This window comes from Luteibacter sp. CQ10 (assembly GCF_040900725.1).
In the GTDB taxonomy this organism is placed as follows: Bacteria; Pseudomonadota; Gammaproteobacteria; order Xanthomonadales; family Rhodanobacteraceae; genus Luteibacter.
The window spans coordinates 1,664,258-1,690,721 of sequence record NZ_JAEUYM010000001.1 but is presented as its reverse complement, the minus strand read 5'-3'; the positions used below and the strand labels follow the sequence as shown (position 1 = coordinate 1,690,721).

Sequence of the window (26,464 nt, the reverse complement as noted above, 5' to 3'; positions counted from 1 at the left end):
TTGACCGGACGTGACGGGAAGGGCACTCCCCAGTCCCGCCGTCGAGAGTGAGCGCTTGCATCAACGCCGTCCCACGGCGGACATGCGCCCCTAAAAGATCTCCTGCAGTCGCGCCAGGAAGGCGCGCACGGCCGGATTGGTGCGACGGCTTTCGGGCCAGAGTACGGTGATGTTGTTTCGTTCGACGGCGAACTCGGTCAGGATCGGAACCAGTTCGCCTCGTGCGACATGGGGCGCGGCGACGAAGCTCGCGGCGATCCCGATGCCTCCGCCTGCCACGAGCATGGCCATCACGGCGTCGCTCACGTCGGCGATCAATCCCGACGGGGGCACCATGTCGACTTCGCGCCCCCCGATCCGAAACGGCCATCGGAAAGACTGGCCCGTGCTCTGATAGCGGAGGGTCACCGTGTCGTGCCTCTGCAGATCGTCAGGGTGGGAAGGCACGCCCCGCCTGGCCAAGTAGCCGGGTGACGCGTAGGCGCCCAATCGAAGGGGCGCCAACTTGCGCGACAGCAATCCCGAGTCCGGCAGGTCACCGATACGAATGGCGACGTCGATGCGTTGCTCCACGATATCGACGATCTGATCGCTCAACCGCAGGTCGACGGTGACCTCAGGGTACTGCTCGCGAAAGGCGGGCAGCGTCGGCGCGATCAGGTGCACGCCGATCGGTAAGGACGCCGCGATCCGCAAGGTCCCCGCGGGCTCGGCACGCGCCCTTTTTGCCGCCTGCTCGATGTCCTCGGCATCGCGCAATAGCCTGAGCGCGCGATCGTGGAGATCCCGGCCTTCCGGCGTAAGCGTCAACGCACGTGTCGTGCGCGTAAAGAGCGAGACGCCCAGGTGTTGCTCGAGCCGCTGGACGCTCCTGCTCACCGCCGATGGTGAGATCGAGAGGGAGCGCGCGGCCGCCGTGTAGCTTCCCAGCGAGCCAGCGCGCGCGAACGCGATGAGGCCGGTCAGCCGTTCGAGGGCTATTTGTTCTTTCATGACATTAGTGAATCAACTTACACCTCCATTATCAACTCGACAGCAAGCCTCTACATTTCTGATCAACCACGATGTGAAACGAATTTTGGAGATCGGAATGAGCGACACCATGAAGGCTATTCGCCAGCACGCTTTAGGCGGCCCTGAAGTCCTGGTCTATGAGGAGGCGCCCAAGCCACGACCGAAGCCCGGCGAAGTGCTTGTTCGCGTCCACGCGGTCGGCATCAATCCCCCCGACTGGTATCTCCGCGACGGCTACAGCACTCTGCCGCCGGAATGGCGACCGCAGGTCTCGTTTCCGCTGATCCTCGGCACCGACATCTCCGGAGTCGTCGAGGCGGTCGCGGACGACGTCGAGCGCTTCCGCGTCGGCGACGAGGTCTATTCAATGGTCGGTTTTCCCGGAGACCTCACGGGCAGCAAGGCCTACGCCGAATATGTCAGCGTTCCGGCATCGGAACTCGCGCTGAAGCCGGCCGGTATCGATCACGTCCATGCGGCGGGCGCGCCGATGTCGCTGCTCACGGCCTGGCAGTTCCTGGTCGAGCTGGGCCACGATGAGCCTAATCCGCTTCAGCCGGACCGGCATCGCCCGGTCCCACTCGAAGGCAGGAAGGTACTAGTCAACGGGGCCGCGGGAGGCGTGGGCCATTTCGCGGTTCAGGTCGCGAAATCGAAGGGCGCGCGCGTCATCGCCGTGGCGTCCGGAAAGCACGAGGCACTTCTCCGCGATCTCGGCGTCGATGAATTCATCGACTATACGAAGCATGCCCCGGAAGAAACGGTGCGGGATCTCGATCTCGTTGTCGATAATGTCGGCGGCGCGGCCGCGGCCGGCTTCCTTCGGACCCTGAAACGCGGGGGAGCGCTGTTCCCGATCTACCCCCTGGGTTTTGCAGGCGCCGAGGAGGCCGCATCGCGGGGGGTGGCCGTCTCGGCAACGCAGGTCCGCTCCAGTGGCGCCCAGCTTCTGGAACTAGCCCCTCTGTTGAATGACGGGACCCTAAGGGTGGTGATCGACAGCACGTACCCGCTGGCCGATGCGAGTAAGGCACATACGCGCGCGGGCCAAGGACATATCCAGGGCAAGATCGTCCTCACCGTAGAGTGAATCGGCCGCCGCGCCTGGCGCGGTGCCACCCAGTGGGAGCCATACGATGACAACGAGCGAGAAGCTCCGCCATGGAACCACGGCATGGTTCGAGATGGTGGGAAACCTGATGTGCGAAGCCGCCCTGCGGGGCGGTGTCGCCCCTGATACGAACGTCTCGCTGGTCGAGCGCTACATGGATGGCGTGACGCTGTCGGAAGGCTTGGTTCAGGGACTCCGTTTCGAGATTGTCGACGGCGTTCCCTCGTTCCGGGCAGGCGCCCGGCCCGATGAGCGGGGCGACATCACCATCGAGATCACGACGGCGGCCGCGAAGTCGCTGAACCTGTTGCTCAGCGCCGACCCCGCATACGCCACCGCCGCCGATCATTTCATGCGATCCGGCGACATGCGGGTGGATGGAGATCCCTCCACGCTGGGAACATGGTTGAAGTACGTGCATGATCCGATCGTGGCGCGTACGGTCTAAAGCGGCGCCGGCGTTTTCCAAGGAGGCCGGCGGGCGGCTTCTTTTCGCTTCCTCCGATACGATGTCAGTATCGCTCCCGGTGCTGCGTGACACCGAGGTGCGCGGCCGTTAGCGATGCTCCGCGGCTGGATCGACGATGGCGAGATCTCTGTCCGCCATCATGATGGATGGAGGAGGGAGGGCTCTCACGACTCCCGCGAGCGGGGAGCGGCGCGATCCCCCTGCAACTCCGCAAGAAGTTCCTGCGCAGCCCGTTCTGCCCGCTTGCGGATGTCGTGTGCCGATGGGGGCGACAGGCCAAGCAGAACTCGATAATCGTCGAGACCGATCAAGCGTTCGAAGAAGTCATGGCCGATCTTGCGCCGTCGCTCCTCCGGCATGCCGGATGTCTCGTCCCGAGCCGAGAGAAACGCGTCCAGCCTTTGGACGTGCGCGTTGATCAGGCCGTTGTAAGCCAACTCGCCCAGATGCGGGAATCGACGCATTTCGGTCATGACTACCCGCAGGAGATGGGTCGTCTTCGGACCGCGGACACGCTCCTGGAACATCACGCCGATAAAGAGAAGGATGTCCGCGAGCGGCTTCTTCATGGCATCGTCGATCTTGGCCGACTCTTCCATGTCTGCCGGATGGCAAGCGCTTTCGATCACCGCGGCAAAGAGATCGTCTTTGGTTCGGGCATGACGGTATAGCGTCATGATCGAAACGCCGGCCTCGCGGGCGATGCTCTCCATGCCGCTGCCGGCATAGCCGTCCCGAACGAACGCCTGCTCCGCCGCGGCCACGATCGCCGCGCGCTTGCGCGCCATCACTTTCGCCCTCGGATGATCGGGGGACCAATCTCTCATGCCTTGTTGACTCCTAACGATAGTCGCCATTATCGTTATCGCGATAATCCCTACTATCGTTACACAAAAGGCAGATCCATGGCTCGTGCTATCGGAAACGAAACCCCGTTCTTGCAGCGGATGCGTCGTCGCCCCATCAAGAGCGCGCTGGTCGGGTTCGCGATAGGGCTCCTGGCGGCGCTGCTTTGGTTCGCCTGGACGTTCGCCCCGATCCGGCTCGATGTGCCGCGAGTCGACGTCGGGGCGCTGCCGCCGGCTTCGCCTCCGGCCGCCATGTCGATCAGCGCGATGCCGACAGGCACCTACGAAACCCCTGCGGCGCTAGCCTTTCGGGGCGGTTCGTGGAGGGAAACGCGCGCCTTCGCCGCGACGGGCGTCCTCGTCCGGCATCCCAAGGGCGACCTGCTGATCGACACGGGGTTCGGTCGGCATGTCGAACGGCAATTGCGACTGCTCCCCTCGCTTCAACAGTCACCTCACCACCTGGGCACGCCCATCATCGATCAGTTAGGGGAGGCGCGCGCCGGCACGCTGACGGCGATCTTGCCGACCCATGCTCACTGGGACCACATCAGCGGCGTGGACGATCTCCGCGGCATACCCGTGCTGATAAACGCTGCCGGCCAGCGCTTCATCGGGTCGCATGGCGAGGGCACCGAGGTGCTCAACAGCTTCCGCGATGTCGTCTATCGGCCGTATCGTTTCGATGGCGGGTCCTACCTCGGTTTCCCGCGCAGCCATGACGTATATGGCGACGGCGCCGTCGTGATCGTGCCGGCACCGGGCCATACGCCCGACTCGGTCATCGTCTTCGTCAACCTGCCCTCGGGGAAGCGCTACGCCTTTATCGGTGATCTCGTCTGGCAAACGGAAGGGCTGACGCGGCCGGCGGAGAAGCCTTGGATGATGAGGTTCCTGATCGGCGAAGACCGCTCCGACATACGCACGGCCATCGCGCGCATCCGCGCCGCCACCGCGCGTTACCCTCAGATCACGGCGGTTCCCGCGCATGACGCGCGTGCGTTCAGTTCGATCGCTACCTATCCGGCATCGACCCGCTGAGCGTGGCTCCGGACACGAAAAAAGCCCGGTGCTGAACCGGGCTCGGAGGGCTGAAGGGGAGTGGGGCCAGTAGCCGAACCGTGAAGACCGATCAAAAGGTCTTTCGATCCAGCAGACAGTCGATGAACGCACCGAGCAGCGCGGGACGATACTGCCTGTTCGGGTAGTACAGGAACAGCCCAGGGCGAGAAATCGACCAGTCAGCAAGGACCTGGACCAGCCGTCCCTCCGCCAAGAGCTCCCCCACGCCGTCCCGTTCGAAGTGATAGGCGATTCCCAGCCCGCCCACCGCGGCGGCGATGCCGATATCGGCATGATTGGTCACGACCGGACCCTCCACCGCCACGTCGATCCGTTTCCCGCGTTTTTCGAACTCCCATCGATAGTGCCTGCCATCCGTCTGAAGCCGCCAGTTGATGCATGTATGGTCATGCAGGTCGGCAGGTGACGTGGGTGTGCCTCGACGCGCGAGGTAGTCAGGGGAGGCGACGGCCACCATGTCCAGGTCTGGCGTCAGACGGACGGCGACCATGTCTTTCTCGAGCCGGCCGCCGACGCGGATGCCCGCATCGAAGCGGCCGGCGACGATATCGGCAAGCGTGTCGTCGACCACGATGTCGAGAACCACGTCGGGGTGTGTTTGATGGAAGCGGGAAAGCCGGGGCGCGATGATGGTTCTGGCTGCAATCCCCAACGTGTTGATGCGGAGCGTGCCGCGCATTTGTCCCGTCGCCTCGCTGGCCTCGGCGACGGCGACGTCCATCTCCCGAAACAACGGCGCGATGCGTCTGTATAGCCGCTCGCCATTCGCCGACGGCGCGACGCTTCGCGTCGTGCGATTCAGAAGACGTGCGCCGATGCGGCCCTCGAGCTGGCGGATGGTCTGGCTGAGTGCCGAAGGTGAGAGGCCCAGGTGCTCCGCCGCCCGCGCGAAGCTCTGGCGTTCGACCACGGCCACGAACGCCCTGAGCTCGGCGAAATCGGATCCACGCATTATGTATTCCTCTCTACATAACTCATAAAGATTATAGGGTATTCAGTAAACTGAACGCGGCGCGCATCCTGAGGCCTCCACTCGCCCCACGGAGCCGACGACGTGAACGCCTTGACCCTGCCTGAGCCCATTGCCGCGTACTTCGCGGCCGAGCATGACCCCGATGCCCTGGCGCATTGCTTCACGGCGGATGCCGTCATGAACGACGTCGGTCGCACATTGGCGGGCATCGACGCCATCAAGACCTTCATGGCCGAGGCATCGGCCAAGTACAACGCGACGAGCGTGCCGTTTTCCATCGAGCAGCAAGGCGAGATCCACGTCGTCCGTGCCGACGTCGCAGGCGATTTTCCGCGCAGTCCGGTCGTCTTGACCTATGGGTTCCGACTCGAGCACGGCTTGATCGCACGTCTGGAGGTCACCGTATGAGCTTCGACCTTCGCCTGAAAGGACTGCGCGCGGTGGTCACTGGCGGCACGCTGGGCCTTGGCGCGGCCGTTGTGGAAACCCTCGTGGAGGCGGGTGCCCGGGTCATGACATCCGCGCGTACCGTGCCGGCGCAGACGGTCGAAGGCGTCACCTACGTCGCTGCCGATCTGTCGACGGCCGAAGGGACGGATCGCCTTGCCCAGACCGTCCTGCGGGACTGGGGCGGCGTCGACGTCCTGATCAACGTGCTCGGCGGCTCGAAGACGCCCGTCGGCGGTTTCGCCGCGATCAGCGACGAACACTGGTTCGCCGAGTTGAACCTGAACCTGATGCCCGCCGTACGCCTGGATCGTGCGTTGCTGCCGTCGATGCTGGCTCGAGGCTCGGGGGTGATCATCCACATCAGTTCCATCCAGCGGGTGTTGCCTCTGCCCGAGTCCACGACCGCCTACGCCGCCGCCAAGGGTGCCCTCACGACGTACAGCAAGTCGCTTTCAAAAGAGGTGACGCCGAAGGGTGTCCGCGTGCTGAGCGTGGCGCCGGGCTGGATCGAGACGGAGGCGTCGGTGGCCTTTGCGGAGCGGATGGCTGCCCAGGCCGGCACGGACTACGAAGGCGGCAGGAAAATCATCATGGACTGGCTGGGAGGCATTCCCGTGGGCCGGCCCGCCGCACCGCGCGAGGTGGCCGATCTGATCGCTTTCCTGGCGTCCCCGCGATCCGCATCGATCGCAGGAGCTGAGTATCGGATCGACGGCGGCACCGTGCCCACTCTTTAGTTGGCAGCCGACACGTTGCGGCAGTGGCTTCCGACTCACGCGTCGCAGTGGCGCCGAAGAAGGGTATGGCCTCCTTGCTGCGCTGAACGAAGGGCGTGACCGCTGGGCGGGAGGGCCGCGTGCGCTGGCCGAGGCGTCAGGATTCCCGTGTCCTGGGCACGCAGACACACACGATGGCCGCGGCGACGCCCGATGCCGCGCCGATGCCGAGTGCCCAGCGTGGGCCCAGATGGTTCGCGACCCAACCTACGATCGGTGCGCCGATCGGCGTGCCGCCGAGGGCGATGGCAACGCGCAGCGCCATGACGCGTCCGCGCATGGCGGCCTCGGTGGTCAGCTGCATCAGGCTGTTGGTCGCGTTCGTAAAGGTGATGGCGGCGACGCCGATGACGACCAGTGCGCCGGCGAACAGCGCATAGCTAGGGGCCATCGCGGCCAGGGCGCAGCCGAGTCCGAACATGGCCGCTCCGACCCGCAATGACCTGAATCGCGGGCGGTCGCCACCGGCGGCGAGCAGTGCTCCCGCGACGGTACCGACGGCCATGACCGACGAAAGGAGGCCGTAGCCACGTGCATCCGTGTGGAAGACGCTCACGGCCATGGTCGAGATGAAGATCGAAAAATTCAGCCCGAACGTGCCGATCAGGAACAGCATGACCAGGATCGCTTTCAGGTCCGGTCGGGACCACACGTAACGAAATCCCTCGGTCAAACTGCCTCTGGTGCGGTGCGCCCGCGCGTTCGCATGCAGGCTCGACGTACGCAGCAGGAAGAGGGAGGCCAGCACCGCGACGAAGCTGATTCCGTCGAGGACGAAGGCCCAGCCGGTGCCGACGGAAGCGATGAGCAGACCGGCTACCGCCGGCCCCACCATGCGTGCCGCGTTGAACGAGGTCGAGTTGAGCGCGACCGCATTCGGCAGATCCGCGTCGCCGACCAGTTCCGTCACGAAGGTCTGGCGTACGGGCGCATCGAAGGCCGAGGCGCAGCCAGATAGAAAAGCGAATACGTCGACCTGCCAGAGCTGGACCGCGCCCGTGACGGTCAGCACGCCCAGCGCCAGGGCAAGAATTCCCATCGTCGCCTGGGTCGCCATGAGGAGCTTGCGCTGGTTGTAGTGGTCGGCGGCGAAGCCGGTCCAGGGCAGCAGCAGGAGCTGTGGCCCGAACTGGAGCGCCATGACCACGCCCACGGCCGACGCATCGTGACGGGTGAGCTGGGTAAGCACCAGCCAATCCTGGGCCGTGCGTTGCATCCATGTCCCGATATTGGAGACCAGCGCACCGGCCGCCCAGGTCCGATAGTTGGCATTCCTGAGCGAGCGGAAGATCCCCGTCGTCGCTACGCTCACGTACCCTCCGGCGCATCGCCGCCGTGGAAGCGGCCGAACAGGCGCGCGGAAAGCAACCCTATGGCCAGCATCCCCACCCCGAGCGAGATCGCATCGCTCGTGTGCTTCAAGTCGAAGTCACCGATGCGACAGACGAGCACGTAGCCGATCACCAGATTGAGAAATCCCCAAAGCACGTTCACCGTCGATGAGGATAGTCCTTGCCCCGGCGGTTTCGCGAACGGACTCTGAAACGGTTCGCCCATGACACCAGCGACAAAGTGCGGCACGGCGTTCGCGAGAAAGGCGCCGCCGAAAACGTAGGAGACGAGATGAAGCCATGCCATGGTCAGGTGCTCGCTCTCGGCAGCCGATCGATCACGTCCTGAGCCGTGCCCGTTTCCCCCAGCTTCGGAAAGACGTTCGTGATGCTGTATTCATGGGCCTCGGCACGCGCATCCGTCATGGCGTCGAGAGCCAGGGTGACGTGGAAGCCGTGCTCATACGCCTGCCGTGCGGTCGCCTCGACACCCGTACCCGTCGCGACGCCGGTGACGACGACCTGGGTAACGCCCAGTGCTTTCAGCCGGCCCTCGAGGTCGGTGTTGGCGAATGCGCCCCAGCTTCGCTTCGTCACGACGATATCGCTGGGCTGTCGATCGAGTTCGGGGATGAAGTCGGTCCATCCGGCCGGGAACGATCCGCTGTGAGGCGGCCGCTCGGTACGGCCCGGCGCGACGCCGGCGACATTGACGAGGACGACCGGAAGGTGGCGTTCACGAAACGCGTCGATCAATGCACGCGAGCGAGCCACGACTCCGTCGATGGGATGCACGAAGGAACGGTCGACGATGCCTTTTTGCAGGTCGACGACGATAAGGGCGGTGTTCGGGTCGAGCATGGTGAGGGGCATGTTGTCTCCTGAGTCTCAGAAGTCGGCGAGGCGTTGCAGCAGCTTCACCGCCGCGGCGAGTTCGCCCTGTTCCGCAGGCGTCAGTTGGGCCTGAAGGGCATGGACCAGCCAGTCTTCCTTGGCGGCCCGGGTTTCCTTGAGGGTCTTGCGGAAGGCCGGCGTGAGATCGATGAGGGTTTGCCGACCGTCGTCCGGATCGGGTTTGCCGTGGACGGCCTTCATCGCCTCCAGCCCGGCCACGGTGATACGCATGGACTGCGGGCGGACACTCTCCGCGCGAGCGAGGGCGGACACCGTGGCAGGCCCGTCACGGTCCAGGCGCAGCAGCACCGACTTCTGGGCGGACGTGAAGTCGCCCGGATGGGCTTGCTCGCGCAAGCGTCGCACCAGTTTTCCGACGGAAATGCGCAAGTCAGCGGCAAGGGCGGCGGCCGATGGCGCGTTGGGTGAGGGTGATGACTTGACCATGCCGCCGATCCTGGCATAAACACAGTTCAACTGTACAGATAAACTGTATTCATGGGCATGAGGCATGTCTGTGGCGCGTGCGACACCCAGCGCACGATCAAAACCATGAGGTGCTCTCGCGGTCCTCGGCGGGGAGGGAATCAGGCCCTCGTGGCTCGGCGCGTCTGGCCGATCAGCGCGGCGATCTCGGCGGCGAGGGCCTCCGACGTCGGGTTGTACACCATCATCGTGAGATCCGGCCGACCCTCCACCGCGAAGTTGGAAAATTCCAGCTCGATCAGGCCCAACTCGGGATGCCGCAGTCGCTTCAGGCCGTCGCCATGGCCGGTGACGTCGTTGCTTTCCCATAGACGGGCGAAGACCTCGCTGGTGCGGCACAGCTCGTCGACCAATTGCGAGATCTCGCCATTCGCCCCCGCGCGCGCGGCGTCCGCGCGGAAGGTGGCGACGACGAAGCGGGCGACGCTCATCCAGTCTTCCTGTGCGGAACGCACGCGTTCGCTGGAGAACATCAGGCGAAGGATGTTCCTTTGCTCGCGCGGAAGCGTGCCGTAGTCGGTCAGCAGGGCCGCGGCGGCGGCGTTCCATGCCACCACGTCCCAGGTCGCCGTACGGATGATGCCGGGGCTAACGGGAAATGCGTCCAGCACGCGCTGGAGACGGGGCGTGATGCCCTGCGGCGGTACGTACCGGGGCTCCGGCGGATGCCCCAGCGCCAGCATGAACATGTGTTCGCGTTCGGGTTCGGTCAGCATGAGGCCGGCGGCGAGCCGGTCCAGCACCTCGATGGACGGTGCGCCGCCGCGGCCCTGCTCGAGCCACGTGTACCAGGTGGGACTGATGTTCGCGCGCTGGGCCACTTCTTCGCGGCGAAGGCCGGGAGTGCGCCGCCGGCCCGCCGCGAAACCGAACGTCGCCGGATCGAGCCGTGTGCGGCGATCGCGAAGAAACGTACCCAGGGAGTGGACGGTTGAGACGGGCATGGCGAAGCCTGTTGGTTTCGATACCAGGATAATGTCACTACTTTAATAGGTTGGCATGGCGCACGACACTCGTCCATCAGCTCAATGGGAGAGTGTCCACATGCGTATTTTCGTTACTGGCGCGACCGGCTTCATCGGTTCGCGCATCGTTCCGGAGCTGTTGGCGGCCGGCCACGAGGTGATCGGCATGACCCGGTCCGACGATGGGGCCGCGTCGTTGCGCGCGGCGGGAGCGGAGCCTCATCGGGCGACGCTCGAAGACCTGCCGTCGATCCAGGCCGGTGCCGAGGGTGCCGACGCCGTGCTTCATGCGGCCTTCGATCATGATTTCTCGAACTTCGTCGCCAATTGCGAGAAAGACCGGCGGGTCATCGAGTCGCTGGGGGCCGTCATGAAGGGCTCCCGACGTCCGCTGCTGATCACCTCGGGCACCGGCATGGGTCAGGCTGCGCACGGTCAGCCAGCCACCGAAGACGTGTTCAATCCCGATCATCCCAACCCGCGCAAGCTCACGGAAATCGCCGGACAGGCGTTGCTGGACGAAGGCGTGAACGTGTCGGTGGTCCGCCTGCCGCAGGTACACGACACCGTGAGGCAGGGCCTGATCACGCCCTTCATCGAACTGTCGACGCAGAAGGGGCGCGTCGGCTACGTCGGTGAGGGCCGCAACCGCTGGCCGGCGGCGCCGGTCGACGATGTCGCCCGCCTCTATCGCCTGGCGCTGGAAAAGGCGGAGCCGGGCGCGCGATATCACGCGGTGGCGGAAGAGGGCGTGGAGATACGTGACATCGCGCGCGTGGTGGGTGCCGGCCTCGGTCTGCCCGTGGTTTCCCTGTCGGAGGAAGAGTCTCGGGACCATTTCGGCTGGATGGGGATCTTCGTCGGCGTGGACATGCCGGCTTCGAGCGCGCTGACGCGCGAACGCCTCGGCTGGGCTCCCACAGGGCCGACGCTGTTGTCCGACCTGGAGCGGATGGACTACAGGAGGCACTGATCCGCGGCGGCCATCACGGGCACGGAACGTGTCATCGACGGAGAAAGTTCCTACGGCGTCGTGGTGGACTCGGCGAGGCCCTGGTCGTCGCGGCCAATCGCGAGCTCGCGAGCCAGCCGCGCAGCGACGAAATCGACGAAGACGCGAACCTTGGGCAGCGGATAGCGGCTGGCTGGCCAGAGCAGGTTCAGGCTGCCGCCGTAGTCGGGGAGCCCGGGAAGAACGTCCACGAGGCGTCCCGTGGCGATGTCCCGATCCACGGCGAAGTGCGGTAGGCGGGCGATGCCGTGTCCACGGCGCGCCAGTTCGAGCAACGGCTCCATCATCGTCGCCGTGATCGACACCGGCAACGATGAACCGTCCATAGCCGGATCGACCGGCCAGGGTATCAGGCGACCGGTCTCCGGAAGGCGATGCCGCAGGCAGCGGTGATCGGCCAGGTCGGCCAGTCTGCCGGGACGGCCGTGGCCGGCAATATAGGCCGGCGAAGCGACGAATCGCCAGCGGAAGTCACCCAGGCGCCGGTGTCGTAGCCGACTGTCCTTGGGTTCGCCTGAGCGTATGACCGCGTCGAACCCTTCGTCGATCACGTCGACGAAGCGATCATTGATGTCCAGGTCGAGTTCGAGCGCGGGATAAGCGAGCCCGAAGTCGGAAATCACCGGTAGCAACAGCGTAGGCTCGACGGGCAGGCCGATCTTGAGGCGCCCGACCGGCGCCGCGCCAGCCTGGGCGATGTCGGCGTGGGCCGCTTCGAGCTCGGCCAGTATCGTCCGGCACCGGTCGAGAAAGCGGGAACCCTCGTCCGTCAACGTGACGGAGCGTGTCGATCGGCGGAACAGGCTCGCGCCGAGCTGCTCTTCCAGCTTCTGGATCGCCTTGCCGACGGCCGACGGTGTCAGGCCCACCAGTTGTCCCGCCGCCTTGAAGCTTCGTTTTTCGGCGGCGTGCACGAAGGCTTGGATGGCGCTCAGGCTTTCGATCGAAATCGGCATGGTGGAAATATTTTCTCCTCTGTTAAGAATTGCAGCCTGTTTTTCGCCAAAACACAAGCCGCTAGCCTGATCGCCTCTTCGATGCACGACGGAGGCGACTTACGATGAATGAGCTGTTTTCCCCTTTCGATCTCTCCGGCCTGACGCTGGCCAACCGCATTTTCATGGCGCCGTTGACGCGTTCGCGTGCGCCGGAAGACATTCCCACCGAACAGGTGGCCCTGTATTACACACAACGCGCTTCGGCGGGACTGATCGTGTCCGAGGGCTCGCCCATCTCGCGGGAAGGACAGGGCTACTTCTACAACCCCGGCATCTTCACGCCAAGGCAGATCGAGGGTTGGCGGTTGGTGACCGATTCGGTGCACGCGGTGGGTGGCAGGATGTTCATCCAGTTGTGGCATGTCGGCCGCATATCCCATACGTCGAACCAGCCCGATCATGCGCCGCCGGTGAGCTCGACGAACCGGGTCGCGGAGGGTGCGATGGCCTTTGGGCGCGACGACGAGGGCAACGTCGGTTTCGTGCCGTCGTCGAAGCCGCGCGCGCTGGCGACCGATGAGATCGCGCGGGTGGTGGGTGACTTCGTGCAGGCCGCGCGCAATGCGATGGCAGCCGGCTTCGACGGCGTGGAACTTCACGCCGCAAACGGTTACCTGTTCGACCAGTTCCTCAACCCGCACATCAACGACCGCACCGATCGTTATTCGGCCGCCACCATGGAAGGCCGCCTGCGCTTTACGCTCGAGGTGGTGGACGCGGTGGGCGCGGCGATCGGCATCCATCGCGTCGGCATCCGCCTCACGCCGTACGGGGTGATCGGCGCGGTGCCGATGTTCGACGATACGGAAACCACTTACGTCGCGCTGGGCAAGGCCCTGGGCGAGCGCGGCGTGGCGTATTTCCATGTCATGGACCAGACGGGCTTCTTCAACACGCCGGCCGGACAGAAGCCCACCAGCGATCTCATCAAGGAATTGCTCATCCGATGGCGTTCGGTCGCGCCGCGCGTAGCCATCCTGCTCGACGGCGGCATGACGAAGGCGCGCGCGGAGGAACTCATCACCAACGGCGTGATCGATCTGGCGGGCTTCGGCCAGCCGTTCATCGCCAATCCGGATCTCGTCGCGCGGCTTCGCAACGACTGGCCCCTCAACGCGGCCGACCGCGACACCTATTACACCGGCGGCTCGAAGGGTTACGTGGACTATCGACCCTACGTCGCCACTGAAGACGCCTGATCTTCCATCCCTCCACGGAGAACGCACATGCCCAAATATGACGAGTTCAAGGGAAAGGTCGCCCTCGTGACCGGAGCCGGTTCCGGTATCGGTCGCACCACCGCCATGGCCTTCGCGGCACAGGGAGCACGCGTCGTCGTTTCCGACATCGCCTCCGACGCCGCCGACGAAACCGTCCGCATCATCCGCGACCGCGGCGGCGATGCGATCGCCGTCGTGACGGACGTCAGCGACGAGACGCAGGTGCGGGCGCTGGTCGCCCGTGCCGTCGACGCCTTCGGTCGACTCGACATCGCATTCAACAACGCCGGCCTGACGCAGAATTCCGCGCCGCTCGCCGATCAGCCCTCGGACACCTACGACCGGATCTTCGACGTGGCCGTGCGCGGGGTGTGGCTGAGCATGCGCGCCGAGATCGAGCAGATGCTCAAGCAGGGCGGAGGGACGATCGTGAACATGGGCTCGATGTCCGCCGTGGTGGGCATCCCCGGCCTGAGCACGTATTCCGGGTCCAAGCACGCCGTGCTGGGATTGACGCGTGGAGCGGCGTTGGATTATGCCAAACAAGGCATCCGGGTCAACGCCGTCGGCCCTGGCACCATCGACACGCCGATGATCGCGCGCTTCATCGAACTGGCGGGTTCCGATGCCGTGATGGAACCGATCCGCGCGGCGCATCCCATCGGCCGCACGGGACGTCCCGAAGAAGTGGCCGAGGCGGTGTTGTGGCTGGCGTCGGACGCTTCGTCGTTCGTCGTGGGGCACATCCTCATGGTGGACGGCGGTTACTCGGTGCAGTGACGAGGACGGTGCGCCGTGAGGCGTCTTTCGCGACGGCGAGCGTCAGGCCCGGATCACCGTGGTGCAACGCCCGAACGTCGGCCGCGTTGCCGGATCGGTGGGACGATTAGGCAATGATAGCGGCGCATCGTGTGTATGGCCGCGTCGACGGCATGCATATCATTTCACCCTTGTATTCACGTAGTCCCGCAAAGGAGACGTTTCATGAAAACCTGGTTCATCACCGGCGCCAGCCGCGGTCTTGGTCTGGAAATAGCCCGCTCCGCGCTCGATGCGGGCGACAACGTGGTCGCGACCGCACGCAAGCCGGAGCCGCTGGAACGCTTGCTCGACGGCCATGGCGATCGCATCGCCCGCGTCGCCATGGACGTAACGTCCGAGGCATCCATCGACGCGGCGGTTACCGCTGCCCTCGAACGTTTCGGTCGCATCGACGTGCTGGTCAACAACGCGGGATTCGGGCAGCTCGGTGCCTTCGAGGAGCTATCCACCGAGCGCATCCGTGCGCAGTTCGAGACGAACGTATTCGGCGTGTTCAACGTCACGCGGGCGGTGCTGCCGATCATGCGCGCGCAACGATCGGGCCACGTGCTCACGATCTCCTCGACCGCGGGCATCATCGGCTTCCAGGGTTCATCGATGTATTGCGCGACGAAATTCGCGGTGTCGGGATGGTCCGAATCCTTGAGCCAGGAACTGGCGCCGTTCGGCATCAAGGCTACCTGCGTGCATCCCGGACCCTTCCGCACCGATTTCCTGGACTCGACCTCGGTCTTCTACGGCGACCTCGAGATCGACGATTATCGGGAATTCAGCCGCGCGAGGCGCGAAGCGTTGGACAAGGCCAACCACAACCAAGACGGGGACCCGGTGAAGTTCGGCGAGGCGGTCGTGGACCTGGTCGCGGCCGCGAATCCGCCCGTGCGGTGGGTGGCGGGCAGTAATGCGTTCGAGACCGTGCTGGGCCGTGCCGACGACCTGCGTGACAACGCACTGGAGTGGCGGGAGCTTTCGACGTCGACCGACATCGCCTGAATCACGAATGCGCCGATGCCCACGTTGTGCGGGCATTGACGAACGCGGAGGGAGCCCGATCCTCCCGGAACATCGCTTCATCCTCTGTCGGATCACAGCGGGGCGCGACCCGATCCGGATCGCTTCAGCAACGTCACGTCGCGCAACGGCGATTCGCCGAACAGGCGGCGGTATTCGCGGATGAATTGCGTGGCGCTTTCGTAACCGACCCGTAACGCCACGGTGCTGACCGCCGTGTCGTCCTCCAGCAGGAGACGCCGCGCTTCGTGCAGCCGCAACTGCTTCTGGAACTGTATCGGGCTCATGCCGGTCAGTTCGGCGAAATGGCGATGGAGTGTCGATACGCCCATCCCGGCCTTCGCGGCGAGTTGTTCGATGCGCAGCCGTTCGCGGAAATGCATTCGCAGCCAGGCGACGGCACGCGCAACGCGATGGCCCTGCGAGCCCATCCGGACGATGCGGCGCAGGCGGCCGCCTCCCTGGCCGCACAGTAGGCGGTAGAGGATTTCCCGGTGGATGAGCCGGGACAGGAAGGCGATATCGCCGGGACGTTCGAGCAACCGCACGAGCCGTGCCACCGCATCCAGCATGTCGGCGTCCAGCTCGATGACGTCGCCGGTCGCGTCGACCGGTGCAAAGTCCAGCCGCTCCATGTCGATGTCCGCCATGACCTGTCTGGCGAGGTCCAGGTCCAGGTCGATGCGCAATGCCGTGTACGGATGTTCCGGACTCGCATCGGGGATGGCGATGATGCTGGGCCGTTCGACGGCGGTAAGTACGAAGTGGTTCTCCTCGTGCCGGATCACCGTATCGCCCGAGGAAACGTGCCGGCTGCCGCGCACGCAAACGCACAGGCAGGCCGCGTCGAGTTGTGCCGTCGGAGGAACGGGTGCGGTGATGCGTGCCACGCTCAGGCCGGGCACCGGCGTCGCGTGACCTTCGTTCGCCGCGGCGAAGCGTGCGATGAGCGCCTCTATGTCTTGACGCTGGTAGTCGATGAGGTCGGCGGGAGCGACGGGCATGGCGTTTCCTGGGCGGTCCGGTGTCCAGCGTGCCAGACGGAAACGACAGCCGGGATACGATCATGCCGCATGGGAGAGGATCGGGCAGTCAATCGAGGGGATCGGGCTACCGGCTTTCCGGCATGGGCTCCTACGCTGCCGGTCATCCCCTGAACCGGAGTCGACATGAAATACAACCGCCTTGGAAACACCGGCCTTTTTATTTCCGAACTGGCCTTCGGCGCGATGACGTTCGGCCACAATGCCGGATTCGATACCCTGGGAGGGCTTGGGCAGGACGAAGCCAACGCCATGGTGCGGCGCTCCTTCGAGGCCGGCATCAACCTCTACGACACCGCCGATTTCTACGCGCTCGGCGATTCGGAGCGCCTCCTCGGCGAAGCGCTGCGCAGCCTGGGCGAGCCGCGAGAGAATTATCTGATCGCCACGAAGGTGTTTGGACCCATGAGCAAGGGCCCGAACGGTGCCGGCGCATCGCGTGGCCACATCATGGACGCGGCCAAGGCCAGCCTGAAGCGGCTCGGCGTCGACCACATCGACCTTTACCAGATGCACGGCTTCGACCCGGCGACGCCGATGGAAGAGACCCTGCGCGCGCTGGACGACCTGGTGCGGCAGGGTTACGTCCGCTACGTCGGCGTGTCCAATTACGCCGCATGGCAGCTCACGAAGGCACTGGGCATGTCCGAGCGACTGAACATCACGCGCCTGAGTTCACTGCAGGCCTACTATTCGGTCGTGGGCCGCGATCTCGAACGCGAGATCACGCCACTGCTGCAGAGCGAAGGCGTCGGGCTGCTGGTGTGGAGCCCCCTGGCGGGCGGCTTCCTGAGCGGCAAGCAGGTGCGCGGCGAAGGTGTTCCCGAAGGCAGTCGCGACGTCAACGGGCGGCCGCACATCGACTACGACCGTGGCTTCGACGCGATCGATGTCCTACGCCCGATCGCGCAAGATCATGGTGCTTCGGTCGCTCAGGTCGCATTGGCCTGGCTTCTCCACCAGAGAGCGGTATCCGCGGTACTCGTCGGGGCCAAGCGGATGGATCAGCTCGACGATAACCTCAAGGCCGCCGACATCGTGTTCAGCGACGCTGAGCTGAAAGCCATCGATGCCGTCAGCAAACTCCCGCCTGAGTATCCGGGCTGGATGGTAGAGATGTGGAGCGCGCTGCGAGCGGGGCAGATGGCCGGTTCCAAGCGCTGAGCGCGATCCACGGGTGTTCGCCGTGCGTGCGACGTGCTGAAATGACCGCCGTTCGATGGCGGAGCCAGGCACGTGGGATCGAAACCGAAGATGGGACCGGCGATACGCATCGGCTGTGCCGGATGGAGCCTGTCGTCGAAGGTGGCTGCCCGGTTCGAAGGGCAGGGCAGTCACCTCGAACGGTACGCCCGGGTGTTCGATGCGGTGGAAATCAACACGTCGTTCTATCGCCCCCACCAGCCCAGGACGTACGCGCGCTGGGCCGCCAGCGTGCCCGACGCGTTCCGGTTCGCGGTGAAGATGCCGAAGAGGATCTCGCACGAGCTCAGGTTGCGCGACGCGGATGACGCGCTCCAACGCTTCATGGAAGAAGCGGGGGCGCTCGGCGACAAACTGGGTTGCCTGCTGCTGCAGTTGCCGCCCAGCCTGACGTTCGACAAAGCCTCGGCGGAAACGTTCTTCGCCTCCTTGCGACGCCTGACGGCCGTACGCGTGGCATGCGAGCCTCGGCACGCGACCTGGTTCACCGAAGAGGCTACGGAAACCCTGGAAAGGGCGCGCATCGCCGCCGTCCAGGCGGATCCTCCGCCCATCGCCGGCGCCGAGCCGGCCGGCGATCCGAAAACGCTTTACGTGCGGCTGCATGGATCGCCGGAGATCTACTACTCGGCCTACGACGAGGGTTTCATCGAAGCCCTGGCAACGCGTGCGCTCGCCGCCCGCGACGCGGGTATCGACGTCTGGTGCATCTTCGACAACACCGCTCGCGGTGAGGCGGTGCCCAATGCCTTGTCGTTGACGGAGGCGTTGAAGGTTGCGGCGAGCGGATAGGGCGGGACTAGCGCCACCAGGCGGTTCCCGCATGGGGAGCATTCAAATCCAGCCACTCGCCCATTTCCGGCGTCGCAAGGGAAACACCTTGCTGGGCCGCCAGCGAGGCAATGCGCTCGAACGGTTCCTGCCACACATGCATGGCCAGGTCGAACGTGCCGTTGTGGATCGGCAGCAACCAGCGTCCGCGCAGGTCGAGGTGGGCCTGCAGGGTTTCTTCCGGCTGCATGTGCACGAACGCCCAGCGCGGGTCGTATGCCCCGGTTTCCATGAGCGTGACATCGAACGGACCGAACGCCTTGCCGATGGCCTTGAAACCGTCGAAGTACCCCGAGTCGCCGCTGAAGAACAGGCGGAAGTCGCCGTCCTGTATGACCCACGAGGCCCAGAGACTGCTATCGCCGTCGTTCAGCCCGCGACCGGAGAAGTGCTGGGCCGGGGTGGCGGTGAGCCGAAGGCCCTCGAGGTCGATCGATTGCCACCAGTCGCGTTGCTCCACCTTGTCCGGATCGATACCCCATGCGACGAGTTGGTCGCCGACGCCCAGCGGCGCGATGAAACGGCCCGTCTTCGTGGCCAGGCGAGTGACCGCGTCGCGGTCGAGGTGATCGTAATGGTTGTGCGAAAGGATGACGCCGGCCAGCGGGGGCAACTCGTCAAGGGTGATCGGCGCCGCGTGGAAACGTGCCGGACCCGCCCATTGCACCGGCGACGCCCGCTCCGAGAACACCGGATCGGTGAGCCAGAATTGCCCACGCAACTTCACCAGTACGGTCGAATGCCCAAGCCGGTAGAGGCTGCGATCGGGCGCCGCGTCCAAGTGCGCGCGTGTGAGCGGGCGCACGGGGATGGGGCGATCGGGAACCGTACCCTTCGGTTTGGCGAAGAAGAACGAGAGCGTGAGCTTGAACCCCTTCCAAAAACCCATGGATGGGCGCGGAACGGGATTGTGGAAGCGACCGTCGCGGTACTGCGGCGAATCGACGTAGTTCGGGGCTTGGGCCGTCAGGGTGTTCACGCTTGAAATTCCCGGCAATGGTGACAACAACACCTTTGAGCCTAGGGCAGGTGTGCGAAAAAGTAAACCGATAAGTACAGTATTTGTTCACGGGGCTTGGGCTTGGGACTCGATGGTTACCTCGTCCATGTCGATTTCCGACAGACTCGTTCGACGTCCTCATGAAAGGCCGAAACGGCCGCCCACAGGAGACAGACGATGAGAGTCATGGTGTTCGTATTGGCCACCCCGGAAAGCGAAGCCGGCGCGCCCCCCGCCCCCGAGATGTTCGAGGCGATGGACCGCTACAACGACGAACTGGTCGAGGCCGGCGTCATGGTGGCGGCTGCTGGCCTCAAGCCCAGCGTCAACGGCAAGCGCGTGGCCTTCGACGGCGCCGGCCGCACGGTGATCGACGGACCGTTCGCCGAGACCCGCGAGCTGGTGGCCGGTTTCTGGATCTGGAACGTCAAGGACATGGACGAGGCGGTGGCGTGGGTGAAGCGATGCCCCAATCCGATGCCGGGCCCGAGCAAGATCGAGATCCGTCCGTATTACGAGTACGAAGACCTGGCCGAGTTCCTGCCGCCGGGATCCACGCCGCATGACGGAGAGCGAGGGAAGCTCGGCGTAGCCTGATCGTGGGCTCGACGGTGCGCGACGCATGGCGTCTCGGGCCGGCTAACTCGCCTTGCCGCGTCTCTCGTCGGCGGCGGCGAAGAACGCGATCTGGTCGTCGAACGCCTTCGTGAAAGCGGGACGGGCCGTCGCTCGAGCGAGATATCCGGCACACGCCGGATAGTCCTCGAGACCACCGAACCGGTCGATCAACCGCAGCACGTCGGCCATCAGGATGTCGGCTACCGAAAAGGAGTCGACGAGCCACTTGCGCCGGGCGAGCACGCGTTCCAGGTTGTGGAGGCGGATGGCGACGAAGTCGTCCAGCCACTGGCGTCCCGGGCCCGGGGCGTCGTCTTTCATGAACTTGAAGAAGGCCCAAGGCAGGCTGGCCGCCTCGACCGAATTGAGGGCGGCGTACATCCACACTTTGGCCTGATCGCGTTCCTTTGGGTCGGAGGGAAGCAGGGCTTCGCTCTTGCCACCGAGGTAATCGAGGATCGCGCCGCTTTCGAAGAGCGTCACGTCGCCATCCTCCAGCCATGGCACCTGGCCGAAGGGCTGGTGGATGTAGTGCTCGGATGTCTTCGCTTCCAGCGGCGTGCCCTCCACGCGATAGGCAAACCCGGCTTCTTCGAGCGCCCAGCGCACGCGTATGTCGCGCACGTAGCCGCGAGGCATGTCGGGCACCCAGTCGAGGGTGGTGAGGATCAGCTCGGCCATGCGGAACGCTCCTGACGTCACGGACTCGTCGGCCATGATGCACCCGTTCGCGGGCCGCGTCATGAAGCCGACGGTACGACGGCGCGGCCTTCGAAAGGTATCGCGGTAAAGTAGCGGCCTATCCGTTCGAGCGATACAGATGAATCAGCAAGGCCTCTTCGGCGGTCCGTCACCCCGTGTCCCGAGTACCCAACGGCCGGACAAGTCCTCCGTGCAGCCTACCCACACCTGGTTTTTCGCCCTGCGGCCGGCCGTCGAAGATGCCTTGCGCATTCATGCCGTTGCCACGGCGTTGCTGGGAGAAAAGGGCGTGTCGGGTAAAAGGATCGACCCTGATCGGCTGCACGTCACCCTCGAACTGGTCGGTCACGACGTCGACGACGCCACGCTGGAGTCGGCCTGTCGTGCGGCCGATACGATCCACATGCCCGCCATCGACACCCGGTTCGACGCCATCATGACGTTTTCCGCGCCGAGCGGTCCGTGTGTGCTGCTCGGCGGGGAAGGGCTGCACGACGTTCGAACGCTGCGCACGGATTTGGCCATGGCGATGGCGGACCGGGGCTTCTCTCCTTCGAGGGCTTACGAGCCTCACATGACCCTGTGCTACGACCCCCGGCACCGCCTCCCGCGGACGCCTATCGAACCGGTGCGCTTCGCCGCGACGGAGTTCGCGCTCGTCAAGAGCTACATCGGCCTTTCCCGCCATGAAGTGCTGCGTACCTGGCGGCTGGGATCGCCGAAGCGCTGATCGGCAGGCGGGTGGTGCGCATCGAGACGATGCGTCATCCCTTCGCGGTGCGGCGAAGGCCGTCGATATAGGCGCACACCATGTCGGCCATGGCGTCGGCGTAGGCGGTGATTTCCGCATCGGTGCGACGGCTGTCCGAAAACGCCTTGCCCACGGCGCTCAACGTCGTCATGACGAGATCGCACGCTAAGGTGCGCGTCTCGATCGGAAGGTGTGGCAGCACCTCGCCCATGAAGTCGCCGAAGGCTTCGTATCCTTCGTCGTGCGCGTCCTTGGCTTCCGGCGCGTCGCGGTAAAGCGGCGCGGCGTCCTGGAGAGCCGTGCGCATTTCCGCTTCCGCGCACTCCGAGCGAACGAAGGCGTGCACGAGCGTGCGCAGACGGTGCATCGGGGGCGTGCTCGCGTCCCGGATGATGTCGCAAAGCATCCGCGACGTGCTTTGCCATTCGTCGCGCTGCAGGCGGAACAGGATGGCCGCCTTGTTCGGAAAGTATTGGTAGATCGAGCCGACGCTCACTCCGGCCTTCTCCGCGACGCGTGCGGTCGTGAAACGCGGCGCGCCTTCCTTCACCAGAACCTGAGTGGCCGCCTCGAGGATTGCCGCGACGAGGTCGTTGGAGCGAGCCTGTTTGGGCTGTTTACGCGAGGAAATCTGTGGAATGCGACGGTCGGTCATGGCGGTGGCGGGAATGCGAATAGGAAATGCGACGGACGCATCCTATCCTTTTCTGACGGATTCGTCGCATTTTTAAACCGAAGGAAAAAGACCATGAACATCCTCACCTCCGCCCCCGTCGCCCCCTTGCTGGACCGCCTGTTCGAGGACGCCGAGGAGGCCTCTCCGGCGCGCAGCCAGGCGCTCGCCGGCCTGGCCGATCAGGACCACGAGCGCCTGATGCGTAGCAAGACCGAATACCTCCAGTTCTACGGACAACTGAAGGATTTGCCGCTTCCCGTGTCGCGTGAAACCGGTCGCCTGCTTTACATGCTCGCACGTGGAAGCGGTGCGAGGTCCATCGTCGAGTTCGGCACGTCGTTCGGCATTTCCACGCTTCACCTGGCCTCGGCGCTTCGGGAAAACGGCGGTGGCCAGTTGATCACCTGCGAGTTTGAGCCGTCGAAGGTGGCTCGCGCACGCGACCATCTCACGGCCGGCGGCCTGATCGACCTGGTGGACATCCGCGAGGGCGATGCGTTGCAGACACTGCGCACGGGCCTTCCCGATGGCGTCGACCTGTTGCTCCTCGACGGCGCGAAGGCGTTGTATCCCGACGTGCTCGCCCTCGTGGAACACACACTGAAGAAGGGAGCTTTCGTCATCGCGGACAATGCCGAATACAGCCCCGAATACCTCGACTACGTGCGCTCGCCCGCCAACGGTTACCTGTCCGTCCCCTTCGCGGAAGACGTGGAGCTGTCCATGCGCGTGGGGTGACCGCCGGCGCGCACGACCGTTTGATACGATCCGGTCATGACCTGATCGGAATCCTATCCATGAGTGATGCATCGAACTACGTGCCACCGGACGTCTGGACCTGGAACAAGGCCAACGGCGGCCGCTTCGCGAATATCAACCGCCCCGTCTCCGGCGCTACCCACGAAAAGGCATTGCCCGTCGGCCGGCATCCGCTGCAGCTGTATTCGCAGGGCACGCCCAACGGCGTGAAGGTGACGGTGATGCTCGAGGAACTGCTCGCCGCCGGTCATGAAGGTGCGGAATACGACGCATGGCTCATCCGCATCGGCGACGGCGACCAGTTCGGCAGCGGGTTCGTCGAGGTGAATCCCAATTCGAAGATTCCCGCGCTGATGGACCGCAGCGGTGCCGAGCCGATTCGCGTGTTCGAGTCCGGAGCGATCCTCGTGTACCTGGCCGAGAAGTTCGGCGCCTTCCTGCCGACAGGGGCGGCGGCGCGGGCCGAATGCCTGTCGTGGCTGTTCTGGCAGGTGGGTTCGGGTCCTTACCTCGGCGGCGGGTTCGGGCATTTCTATGCGTACGCGCCCACGAAGATCGAATACGCCATCGACCGTTTCGCCATGGAAACCAAGCGGCAGCTCGACGTGCTCGACAAGCGCCTGGCCGTGAGCCGGTACCTGGGGGGCGATGACTACACGATCGCGGACATGGCCGTGTGGCCCTGGTACGGGGCGCTGGTGAACGGATGGATCTACGGCGACTCGGCGCAGTTCCTTTCCGTGCACGAGTACGTGCACCTCAAGCGCTGGGTGGATGAGGTGGGGGCGCGGCCGGCGGTGCAGCGGGGGCGTATGGTGAACCGCACGTCGGGGGAGCCGGCGTTGCTGGAGCGGCACGATGCGGCGGATTTCGACCAGGGACGCATCGTCGATTCGCGATGACCGAATGCCTGGCGCTGGGTTCCCCTAAGGAAGCAGGGGAACCCGGCGCGATCATTCAGGGCAGGCGATGACGGCGCATGGCTCTTAACTTACTTCCGCCCGATCGCTGACGAGACTTCCCACAGATCCACCCCACCATCCCGGGCATGCTGGTCGATCTCGGCCAGTTCTTCAGCGCTGAAATCCAGACGCTTCACCGCATCCAGCGAATCGTCCAACTGCTCCACCGTGCGCGCGCCGATCAGCGACGACGTGACGCGCGGATCGCGCAACGTCCACGCAATGGCCATCTGCGCGAGCGTCTGCCCGCGGCGCTTGGCGATCTCGTTGAGTGCGCGGATGTGGTTGAGGTTCTGCTCGGTGAGCATCTCCGACTTCAGCGAGCCTTCGCGCACGGCGCGCGCATCGTCGGGCACGCCGTTGAGGTACTTCGACGTCAGCATGCCCTGGGCGAGCGGCGAGAAGGCGATGCAGCCGGTGCCCAGCTCGCCCAGCACGTCGAGCAGGCCGCGCTCGATGTCGCGGTTGAGCATCGAGTAATTGGGCTGGTGGATGAACAGCGGCACGTTCTCGGCGGCCAGGATCTTCGCCGCCTCGCGGGTCAGTTCCGGCGAATACGACGAGATGCCGACGTACAGCGCCTTGCCCTGGCGGTGCAGGTGAATGAGCGCGCCCATCGTCTCGTCCAGCGGCGTATCGGGATCGACGCGGTGCGAGTAGAAGATGTCGACGAAATCCAGCCCCATGCGGCGCAGGCTCTGCTCGCAGCTGGCGATGATGTGCTTGCGCGTGCCGGTGGGGCCGCCATAGGGGCCGGGCCACATGTCCCAACCGGCCTTGGTCGAAATCACCAGCTCGTCGCGATGGGGACGGAAGTCCTGGGCCATCCAGCGGCCGAAATTCTCCTCGGCCGAGCCGAACGGGGGGCCGTAGTTGTTGGCCAGGTCGAAGTGGGTCACGCCGCGATCGAAGGCGCGGCGCAGGATGGCGCGGCCGGTCTCGAAGCGGTCGACGCCACCGAAGTTCTGCCACAGGCCGAGCGAGACGGCGGGAAGCACGAGGCCGCTGCGGCCCACCCGGCGATAGGGCATGCCGCCGTCGTAGCGCTCGGGATTCGCGATGTAGGTCATGGGAGTCCGGTCCATTGCCGTGGGGAAGACCACCAAGCCTAACCGGCGCGCGCGGGCGTTGCCTACCATGGACGCCCGTTCGCGGTTTCTTGCGCGCGGATTAGTGCACGCGCCACGCCATCGGGTCCAAGAAGGCTTGCATGGGGCGCGGAAGTGCCCATAGTTCACGCATTCCTTTTTTTCCCGGAGTTCCCCATGCCCCAGCCGGCACTCTTTACCCCACTGAAGGTGCGTAACCTTTCATTGGCCAACCGCATCGTGATCGCGCCGATGTGCCAGTACTCGGCGCAGGATGGCCGGATGACCGACTGGCACACGATCCACCTGGGACAGCTGGCGCTCTCGGGAGCGGCACTGCTTACCATCGAGGCCACCGCCGTGCTGCCGGAAGGGCGCATCACCTATGCCGACGTCGGCCTCTGGGACGACGCGACCGAAGAGGCGATGCGCGAGACCCTGGAAAGCGTGCGCCGCTGGTCGACCATGCCCGTCGGCATCCAGCTCGGCCATGCGGGGCGCAAGGCGTCCACCGACGTGCCGTGGGTGGGAGGCAAGCAGATCGCGCCCGGTGCCCCGAACGGCTGGCAGACGGTGGCTCCGTCGGCCATTCCCTTCAGCGAGGGCGACGTGCCGCCGTCGGCCCTGGATCGCGACGGCATGATCCGTATCCGCGACGCGTTCGCCGAAGCGGCGAAGCGGGCCGCGCGACTCGGCCTCGATTTCGTTCAGTTGCATGGCGCGCACGGGTATCTCCTGCACCAGTTCCTTTCGCCGCTGTCGAACAAACGCACCGACGAGTACGGCGGTTCGCTGGAGAATCGCATGCGCTTCCCGCTGGAAGTGTTCGATGCGGTGCGTGCCGTATTTCCCGCCGACAAGGCCGTGACGATGCGCCTGTCGGCCGAGGACTGGGTGGAAGGCGGCTGGGACACCGAGCAGAGCATCGCCTTCGTGAAGGCGCTCGAGGCGCGCGGTTGCGATGCCGTGCACGTCTCCTCCGCGGGCCTGCACGAGAAGCAGGACATCGCGGTGGGCCCGGGTTACCAGGTGCCGTTCGCGAAGCGGATAAAAGCCGCCGTGGGCATTCCCGTCGTGGCCGTCGGCCTGATCACCGACCCCGAGCAGGCCGAGAAGATCGTCGCCGACGGCGAGGCCGACATGATCGCGCTCGCCCGCGGCATTCTCTACGATCCGCGCTGGCCCTGGCATGCGGCCGCCAAGCTCGGTGCATCCGTGCTCGCGCCCAAGCAGTACCTTCGTTCGCAGCCGTCGGGCCTGCGATCGCTGTTCCGGAACGACGGTGCCGTGGCATCGCCGCAGTGGACGCGCACCGAAGACGGCCGTTACGTGTAAACGCGCGGCGTGGCCGACGGGTACACTGGGCGT

At 65.1% G+C, this 26,464-nt stretch carries 30 protein-coding genes and 1 pseudogene; 16 read left to right on the top strand and 15 right to left on the bottom strand.

Translation table 11 applies throughout. The features are described from left to right. Positions 1–90 precede the first annotated feature (90 nt). Positions 91–759, bottom strand: coding sequence for a substrate binding domain-containing protein (locus tag JNG39_RS07385; RefSeq protein ID WP_368310821.1), 669 nt, complete (start codon positions 757–759; stop codon positions 91–93). A gap of 39 nt (positions 760–798) precedes the next feature. Further along, a pseudogene (locus tag JNG39_RS07380) lies at positions 799–993 on the bottom strand (LysR family transcriptional regulator); the annotation flags it as partial. 97 nt (positions 994–1,090) lie between these two features. Between JNG39_RS07380 and JNG39_RS07375 the strand changes: the two are divergent. Together JNG39_RS07375 and JNG39_RS07370 are read left to right on the top strand one after the other, a co-directional pair. After that, complete coding sequence (locus JNG39_RS07375; RefSeq protein WP_368310505.1) at positions 1,091–2,104, top strand: NADP-dependent oxidoreductase; 1,014 nt, start codon at positions 1,091–1,093, stop codon at positions 2,102–2,104. Positions 2,105–2,213: 109 nt separating this feature from the next. Beyond that, positions 2,214–2,573, top strand: a complete 360-nt coding sequence (locus JNG39_RS07370) for a hypothetical protein (protein ID WP_368310504.1) — start codon at positions 2,214–2,216, stop codon at positions 2,571–2,573. Between the two features lie 185 nt (positions 2,574–2,758). On the opposite strand, the gene JNG39_RS07365 is transcribed toward JNG39_RS07370, so the two are convergent. Next, positions 2,759–3,382 carry a TetR/AcrR family transcriptional regulator gene (locus tag JNG39_RS07365; protein ID WP_368310503.1) on the bottom strand — a complete coding sequence of 208 codons (624 nt, stop codon included), beginning with the start codon at positions 3,380–3,382 and terminating at the stop codon, positions 2,759–2,761. A gap of 117 nt (positions 3,383–3,499) precedes the next feature. On the opposite strand from JNG39_RS07365, the gene JNG39_RS07360 reads away from it, so the two are divergent. Beyond that, positions 3,500–4,483 (top strand): MBL fold metallo-hydrolase, encoded by a 984-nt coding sequence (locus JNG39_RS07360; RefSeq protein WP_368310502.1) that lies wholly within the window; start codon positions 3,500–3,502, stop codon positions 4,481–4,483. Between the two features lie 91 nt (positions 4,484–4,574). Here JNG39_RS07360 and JNG39_RS07355 read toward each other — a convergent pair whose 3' ends face one another. Then, complete coding sequence (locus JNG39_RS07355; RefSeq protein WP_368310501.1) at positions 4,575–5,477, bottom strand: LysR family transcriptional regulator; 903 nt, start codon at positions 5,475–5,477, stop codon at positions 4,575–4,577. Positions 5,478–5,579: 102 nt separating this feature from the next. On the opposite strand from JNG39_RS07355, the gene JNG39_RS07350 reads away from it, so the two are divergent. After that, the gene (locus JNG39_RS07350) at positions 5,580–5,906 is read left to right on the top strand and encodes a nuclear transport factor 2 family protein (RefSeq protein WP_368310500.1); all 327 of its coding nucleotides are present in this window, start codon (positions 5,580–5,582) and stop codon (positions 5,904–5,906) included. After that, positions 5,903–6,685, top strand: a complete 783-nt coding sequence (locus JNG39_RS07345; RefSeq protein ID WP_368310499.1) for an SDR family oxidoreductase — start codon at positions 5,903–5,905, stop codon at positions 6,683–6,685. The genes JNG39_RS07350 and JNG39_RS07345 overlap by 4 nt, the downstream gene beginning before the upstream one ends. A 136-nt stretch (positions 6,686–6,821) precedes the next feature. Here the strand turns inward: JNG39_RS07345 and JNG39_RS07340 are convergent, their stop codons facing one another. The 5 genes from JNG39_RS07340 to JNG39_RS07320 form a co-directional block, all read right to left on the bottom strand. Next, positions 6,822–8,036: an MFS transporter gene (locus tag JNG39_RS07340; protein WP_368310498.1), complete on the bottom strand. Its 1,215-nt coding sequence runs from the start codon at positions 8,034–8,036 to the stop codon at positions 6,822–6,824. Beyond that, positions 8,033–8,362: a hypothetical protein gene (locus JNG39_RS07335; RefSeq protein ID WP_368310497.1), complete on the bottom strand. Its 330-nt coding sequence runs from the start codon at positions 8,360–8,362 to the stop codon at positions 8,033–8,035. The genes JNG39_RS07340 and JNG39_RS07335 overlap by 4 nt, the downstream gene beginning before the upstream one ends. Positions 8,363–8,364: 2 nt before the next feature. Continuing rightward, positions 8,365–8,928 (bottom strand): isochorismatase family protein, encoded by a 564-nt coding sequence (locus tag JNG39_RS07330; protein ID WP_368310496.1) that lies wholly within the window; start codon positions 8,926–8,928, stop codon positions 8,365–8,367. 15 nt (positions 8,929–8,943) lie between these two features. Then, positions 8,944–9,396 carry a MarR family winged helix-turn-helix transcriptional regulator gene (locus JNG39_RS07325; RefSeq protein WP_368310495.1) on the bottom strand — a complete coding sequence of 151 codons (453 nt, stop codon included), beginning with the start codon at positions 9,394–9,396 and terminating at the stop codon, positions 8,944–8,946. A 140-nt stretch (positions 9,397–9,536) separates the two neighbouring features. Then, positions 9,537–10,379 carry a helix-turn-helix transcriptional regulator gene (locus tag JNG39_RS07320; protein WP_368310494.1) on the bottom strand — a complete coding sequence of 281 codons (843 nt, stop codon included), beginning with the start codon at positions 10,377–10,379 and terminating at the stop codon, positions 9,537–9,539. Positions 10,380–10,479: 100 nt separating this feature from the next. Here JNG39_RS07320 and JNG39_RS07315 point away from each other — a divergent pair, with 100 nt between their 5' ends. Continuing rightward, positions 10,480–11,373, top strand: coding sequence for an SDR family oxidoreductase (locus JNG39_RS07315; RefSeq protein ID WP_368310493.1), 894 nt, complete (start codon positions 10,480–10,482; stop codon positions 11,371–11,373). A gap of 50 nt (positions 11,374–11,423) precedes the next feature. Here JNG39_RS07315 and JNG39_RS07310 read toward each other — a convergent pair whose 3' ends face one another. After that, positions 11,424–12,368 (bottom strand): LysR substrate-binding domain-containing protein, encoded by a 945-nt coding sequence (locus tag JNG39_RS07310; protein ID WP_368310492.1) that lies wholly within the window; start codon positions 12,366–12,368, stop codon positions 11,424–11,426. A 104-nt stretch (positions 12,369–12,472) separates the two neighbouring features. Here JNG39_RS07310 and JNG39_RS07305 point away from each other — a divergent pair, with 104 nt between their 5' ends. The 3 genes from JNG39_RS07305 (at position 12,473) to JNG39_RS07295 (ending at position 15,445) form a co-directional block, all read left to right on the top strand. After that, positions 12,473–13,609: an alkene reductase gene (locus JNG39_RS07305; protein WP_368310491.1), complete on the top strand. Its 1,137-nt coding sequence runs from the start codon at positions 12,473–12,475 to the stop codon at positions 13,607–13,609. A gap of 27 nt (positions 13,610–13,636) precedes the next feature. Next, positions 13,637–14,410, top strand: a complete 774-nt coding sequence (locus JNG39_RS07300; RefSeq protein ID WP_368310490.1) for an SDR family oxidoreductase — start codon at positions 13,637–13,639, stop codon at positions 14,408–14,410. Between the two features lie 204 nt (positions 14,411–14,614). Then, positions 14,615–15,445 (top strand): oxidoreductase, encoded by an 831-nt coding sequence (locus JNG39_RS07295; RefSeq protein WP_368310489.1) that lies wholly within the window; start codon positions 14,615–14,617, stop codon positions 15,443–15,445. Positions 15,446–15,537: 92 nt separating this feature from the next. Here JNG39_RS07295 and JNG39_RS07290 read toward each other — a convergent pair whose 3' ends face one another. Beyond that, positions 15,538–16,467 (bottom strand): AraC family transcriptional regulator N-terminal domain-containing protein, encoded by a 930-nt coding sequence (locus JNG39_RS07290; RefSeq protein ID WP_368310488.1) that lies wholly within the window; start codon positions 16,465–16,467, stop codon positions 15,538–15,540. Between the two features lie 165 nt (positions 16,468–16,632). Here JNG39_RS07290 and JNG39_RS07285 point away from each other — a divergent pair, with 165 nt between their 5' ends. Next, positions 16,633–17,670 (top strand): aldo/keto reductase, encoded by a 1,038-nt coding sequence (locus JNG39_RS07285; protein WP_368310487.1) that lies wholly within the window; start codon positions 16,633–16,635, stop codon positions 17,668–17,670. A gap of 90 nt (positions 17,671–17,760) precedes the next feature. Then, positions 17,761–18,501: a DUF72 domain-containing protein gene (locus JNG39_RS07280; protein WP_368310819.1), complete on the top strand. Its 741-nt coding sequence runs from the start codon at positions 17,761–17,763 to the stop codon at positions 18,499–18,501. 7 nt (positions 18,502–18,508) lie between these two features. Here JNG39_RS07280 and JNG39_RS07275 read toward each other — a convergent pair whose 3' ends face one another. Next, complete coding sequence (locus tag JNG39_RS07275) at positions 18,509–19,510, bottom strand: MBL fold metallo-hydrolase (RefSeq protein ID WP_368310818.1); 1,002 nt, start codon at positions 19,508–19,510, stop codon at positions 18,509–18,511. Positions 19,511–19,726: 216 nt separating this feature from the next. Between JNG39_RS07275 and JNG39_RS07270 the strand changes: the two genes are divergently transcribed. Next, positions 19,727–20,137, top strand: coding sequence for a YciI family protein (locus JNG39_RS07270; protein ID WP_368310486.1), 411 nt, complete (start codon positions 19,727–19,729; stop codon positions 20,135–20,137). Positions 20,138–20,179: 42 nt separating this feature from the next. On the opposite strand, the gene JNG39_RS07265 is transcribed toward JNG39_RS07270, so the two are convergent. Continuing rightward, entirely contained in the window at positions 20,180–20,839 is a 660-nt protein-coding gene (locus tag JNG39_RS07265; protein WP_368310485.1) for a glutathione S-transferase family protein, read from the bottom strand. Positions 20,840–20,978: 139 nt separating this feature from the next. Between JNG39_RS07265 and JNG39_RS07260 the strand changes: the two genes are divergently transcribed. Then, positions 20,979–21,590, top strand: a complete 612-nt coding sequence (locus JNG39_RS07260; RefSeq protein WP_368310484.1) for a 2'-5' RNA ligase family protein — start codon at positions 20,979–20,981, stop codon at positions 21,588–21,590. Positions 21,591–21,624: 34 nt separating this feature from the next. Here the strand turns inward: JNG39_RS07260 and JNG39_RS07255 are convergent, their stop codons facing one another. Next, a complete protein-coding gene (locus JNG39_RS07255; RefSeq protein ID WP_368310483.1) occupies positions 21,625–22,266 on the bottom strand; it encodes a TetR family transcriptional regulator in 642 nt (213 codons plus the stop codon). 93 nt (positions 22,267–22,359) lie between these two features. On the opposite strand from JNG39_RS07255, the gene JNG39_RS07250 reads away from it, so the two are divergent. Together JNG39_RS07250 and yghU are read left to right on the top strand one after the other, a co-directional pair. Further along, positions 22,360–23,025, top strand: coding sequence for an O-methyltransferase (locus JNG39_RS07250; RefSeq protein ID WP_368310482.1), 666 nt, complete (start codon positions 22,360–22,362; stop codon positions 23,023–23,025). Between the two features lie 59 nt (positions 23,026–23,084). Next, complete coding sequence (gene yghU / locus JNG39_RS07245; protein ID WP_368310481.1) at positions 23,085–23,948, top strand: glutathione-dependent disulfide-bond oxidoreductase; 864 nt, start codon at positions 23,085–23,087, stop codon at positions 23,946–23,948. Between the two features lie 89 nt (positions 23,949–24,037). Here the strand turns inward: yghU and mgrA are convergent, their stop codons facing one another. Continuing rightward, a complete protein-coding gene (gene mgrA / locus JNG39_RS07240) occupies positions 24,038–25,078 on the bottom strand; it encodes an L-glyceraldehyde 3-phosphate reductase (RefSeq protein ID WP_368310480.1) in 1,041 nt (346 codons plus the stop codon). A 195-nt stretch (positions 25,079–25,273) separates the two neighbouring features. Between mgrA and JNG39_RS07235 the strand changes: the two genes are divergently transcribed. Continuing rightward, complete coding sequence (locus JNG39_RS07235; RefSeq protein ID WP_368310479.1) at positions 25,274–26,431, top strand: NADH:flavin oxidoreductase/NADH oxidase; 1,158 nt, start codon at positions 25,274–25,276, stop codon at positions 26,429–26,431. Positions 26,432–26,464 lie beyond the last annotated feature (33 nt).

Bases quoted from the DNA above. Each gene is read 5' to 3' on its own strand.
- JNG39_RS07290 (WP_368310488.1), bottom strand. From the start codon at position 16,467: ATGCCCGTCGCTCCCGCCGACCTCATCGACTACCAGCGTCAAGACATA.
- JNG39_RS07250 (WP_368310482.1), top strand. From the start codon at position 22,360: ATGAACATCCTCACCTCCGCCCCCGTCGCCCCCTTGCTGGACCGCCTG.
- JNG39_RS07280 (WP_368310819.1), top strand. From the start codon at position 17,761: ATGGGACCGGCGATACGCATCGGCTGTGCCGGATGGAGCCTGTCGTCG.
- mgrA (WP_368310480.1), bottom strand. From the start codon at position 25,078: ATGACCTACATCGCGAATCCCGAGCGCTACGACGGCGGCATGCCCTAT.
- yghU (WP_368310481.1), top strand. From the start codon at position 23,085: ATGAGTGATGCATCGAACTACGTGCCACCGGACGTCTGGACCTGGAAC.
- JNG39_RS07300 (WP_368310490.1), top strand. From the start codon at position 13,637: ATGCCCAAATATGACGAGTTCAAGGGAAAGGTCGCCCTCGTGACCGGA.
- JNG39_RS07370 (WP_368310504.1), top strand. From the start codon at position 2,214: ATGTGCGAAGCCGCCCTGCGGGGCGGTGTCGCCCCTGATACGAACGTC.
- JNG39_RS07270 (WP_368310486.1), top strand. From the start codon at position 19,727: ATGGTGTTCGTATTGGCCACCCCGGAAAGCGAAGCCGGCGCGCCCCCC.
- JNG39_RS07330 (WP_368310496.1), bottom strand. From the start codon at position 8,928: ATGCCCCTCACCATGCTCGACCCGAACACCGCCCTTATCGTCGTCGAC.
- JNG39_RS07375 (WP_368310505.1), top strand. From the start codon at position 1,091: ATGAGCGACACCATGAAGGCTATTCGCCAGCACGCTTTAGGCGGCCCT.
- JNG39_RS07235 (WP_368310479.1), top strand. From the start codon at position 25,274: ATGCCCCAGCCGGCACTCTTTACCCCACTGAAGGTGCGTAACCTTTCA.
- JNG39_RS07305 (WP_368310491.1), top strand. From the start codon at position 12,473: ATGAATGAGCTGTTTTCCCCTTTCGATCTCTCCGGCCTGACGCTGGCC.
- JNG39_RS07325 (WP_368310495.1), bottom strand. From the start codon at position 9,396: ATGGTCAAGTCATCACCCTCACCCAACGCGCCATCGGCCGCCGCCCTT.
- JNG39_RS07310 (WP_368310492.1), bottom strand. From the start codon at position 12,368: ATGCCGATTTCGATCGAAAGCCTGAGCGCCATCCAAGCCTTCGTGCAC.
- JNG39_RS07355 (WP_368310501.1), bottom strand. From the start codon at position 5,477: ATGCGTGGATCCGATTTCGCCGAGCTCAGGGCGTTCGTGGCCGTGGTC.
- JNG39_RS07345 (WP_368310499.1), top strand. From the start codon at position 5,903: ATGAGCTTCGACCTTCGCCTGAAAGGACTGCGCGCGGTGGTCACTGGC.
- JNG39_RS07265 (WP_368310485.1), bottom strand. From the start codon at position 20,839: ATGGCCGAGCTGATCCTCACCACCCTCGACTGGGTGCCCGACATGCCT.
- JNG39_RS07260 (WP_368310484.1), top strand. From the start codon at position 20,979: ATGAATCAGCAAGGCCTCTTCGGCGGTCCGTCACCCCGTGTCCCGAGT.
- JNG39_RS07360 (WP_368310502.1), top strand. From the start codon at position 3,500: ATGGCTCGTGCTATCGGAAACGAAACCCCGTTCTTGCAGCGGATGCGT.
- JNG39_RS07335 (WP_368310497.1), bottom strand. From the start codon at position 8,362: ATGGCATGGCTTCATCTCGTCTCCTACGTTTTCGGCGGCGCCTTTCTC.
- JNG39_RS07295 (WP_368310489.1), top strand. From the start codon at position 14,615: ATGAAAACCTGGTTCATCACCGGCGCCAGCCGCGGTCTTGGTCTGGAA.
- JNG39_RS07365 (WP_368310503.1), bottom strand. From the start codon at position 3,382: ATGGCGCGCAAGCGCGCGGCGATCGTGGCCGCGGCGGAGCAGGCGTTC.
- JNG39_RS07320 (WP_368310494.1), bottom strand. From the start codon at position 10,379: ATGCCCGTCTCAACCGTCCACTCCCTGGGTACGTTTCTTCGCGATCGC.
- JNG39_RS07315 (WP_368310493.1), top strand. From the start codon at position 10,480: ATGCGTATTTTCGTTACTGGCGCGACCGGCTTCATCGGTTCGCGCATC.
- JNG39_RS07285 (WP_368310487.1), top strand. From the start codon at position 16,633: ATGAAATACAACCGCCTTGGAAACACCGGCCTTTTTATTTCCGAACTG.
- JNG39_RS07255 (WP_368310483.1), bottom strand. From the start codon at position 22,266: ATGACCGACCGTCGCATTCCACAGATTTCCTCGCGTAAACAGCCCAAA.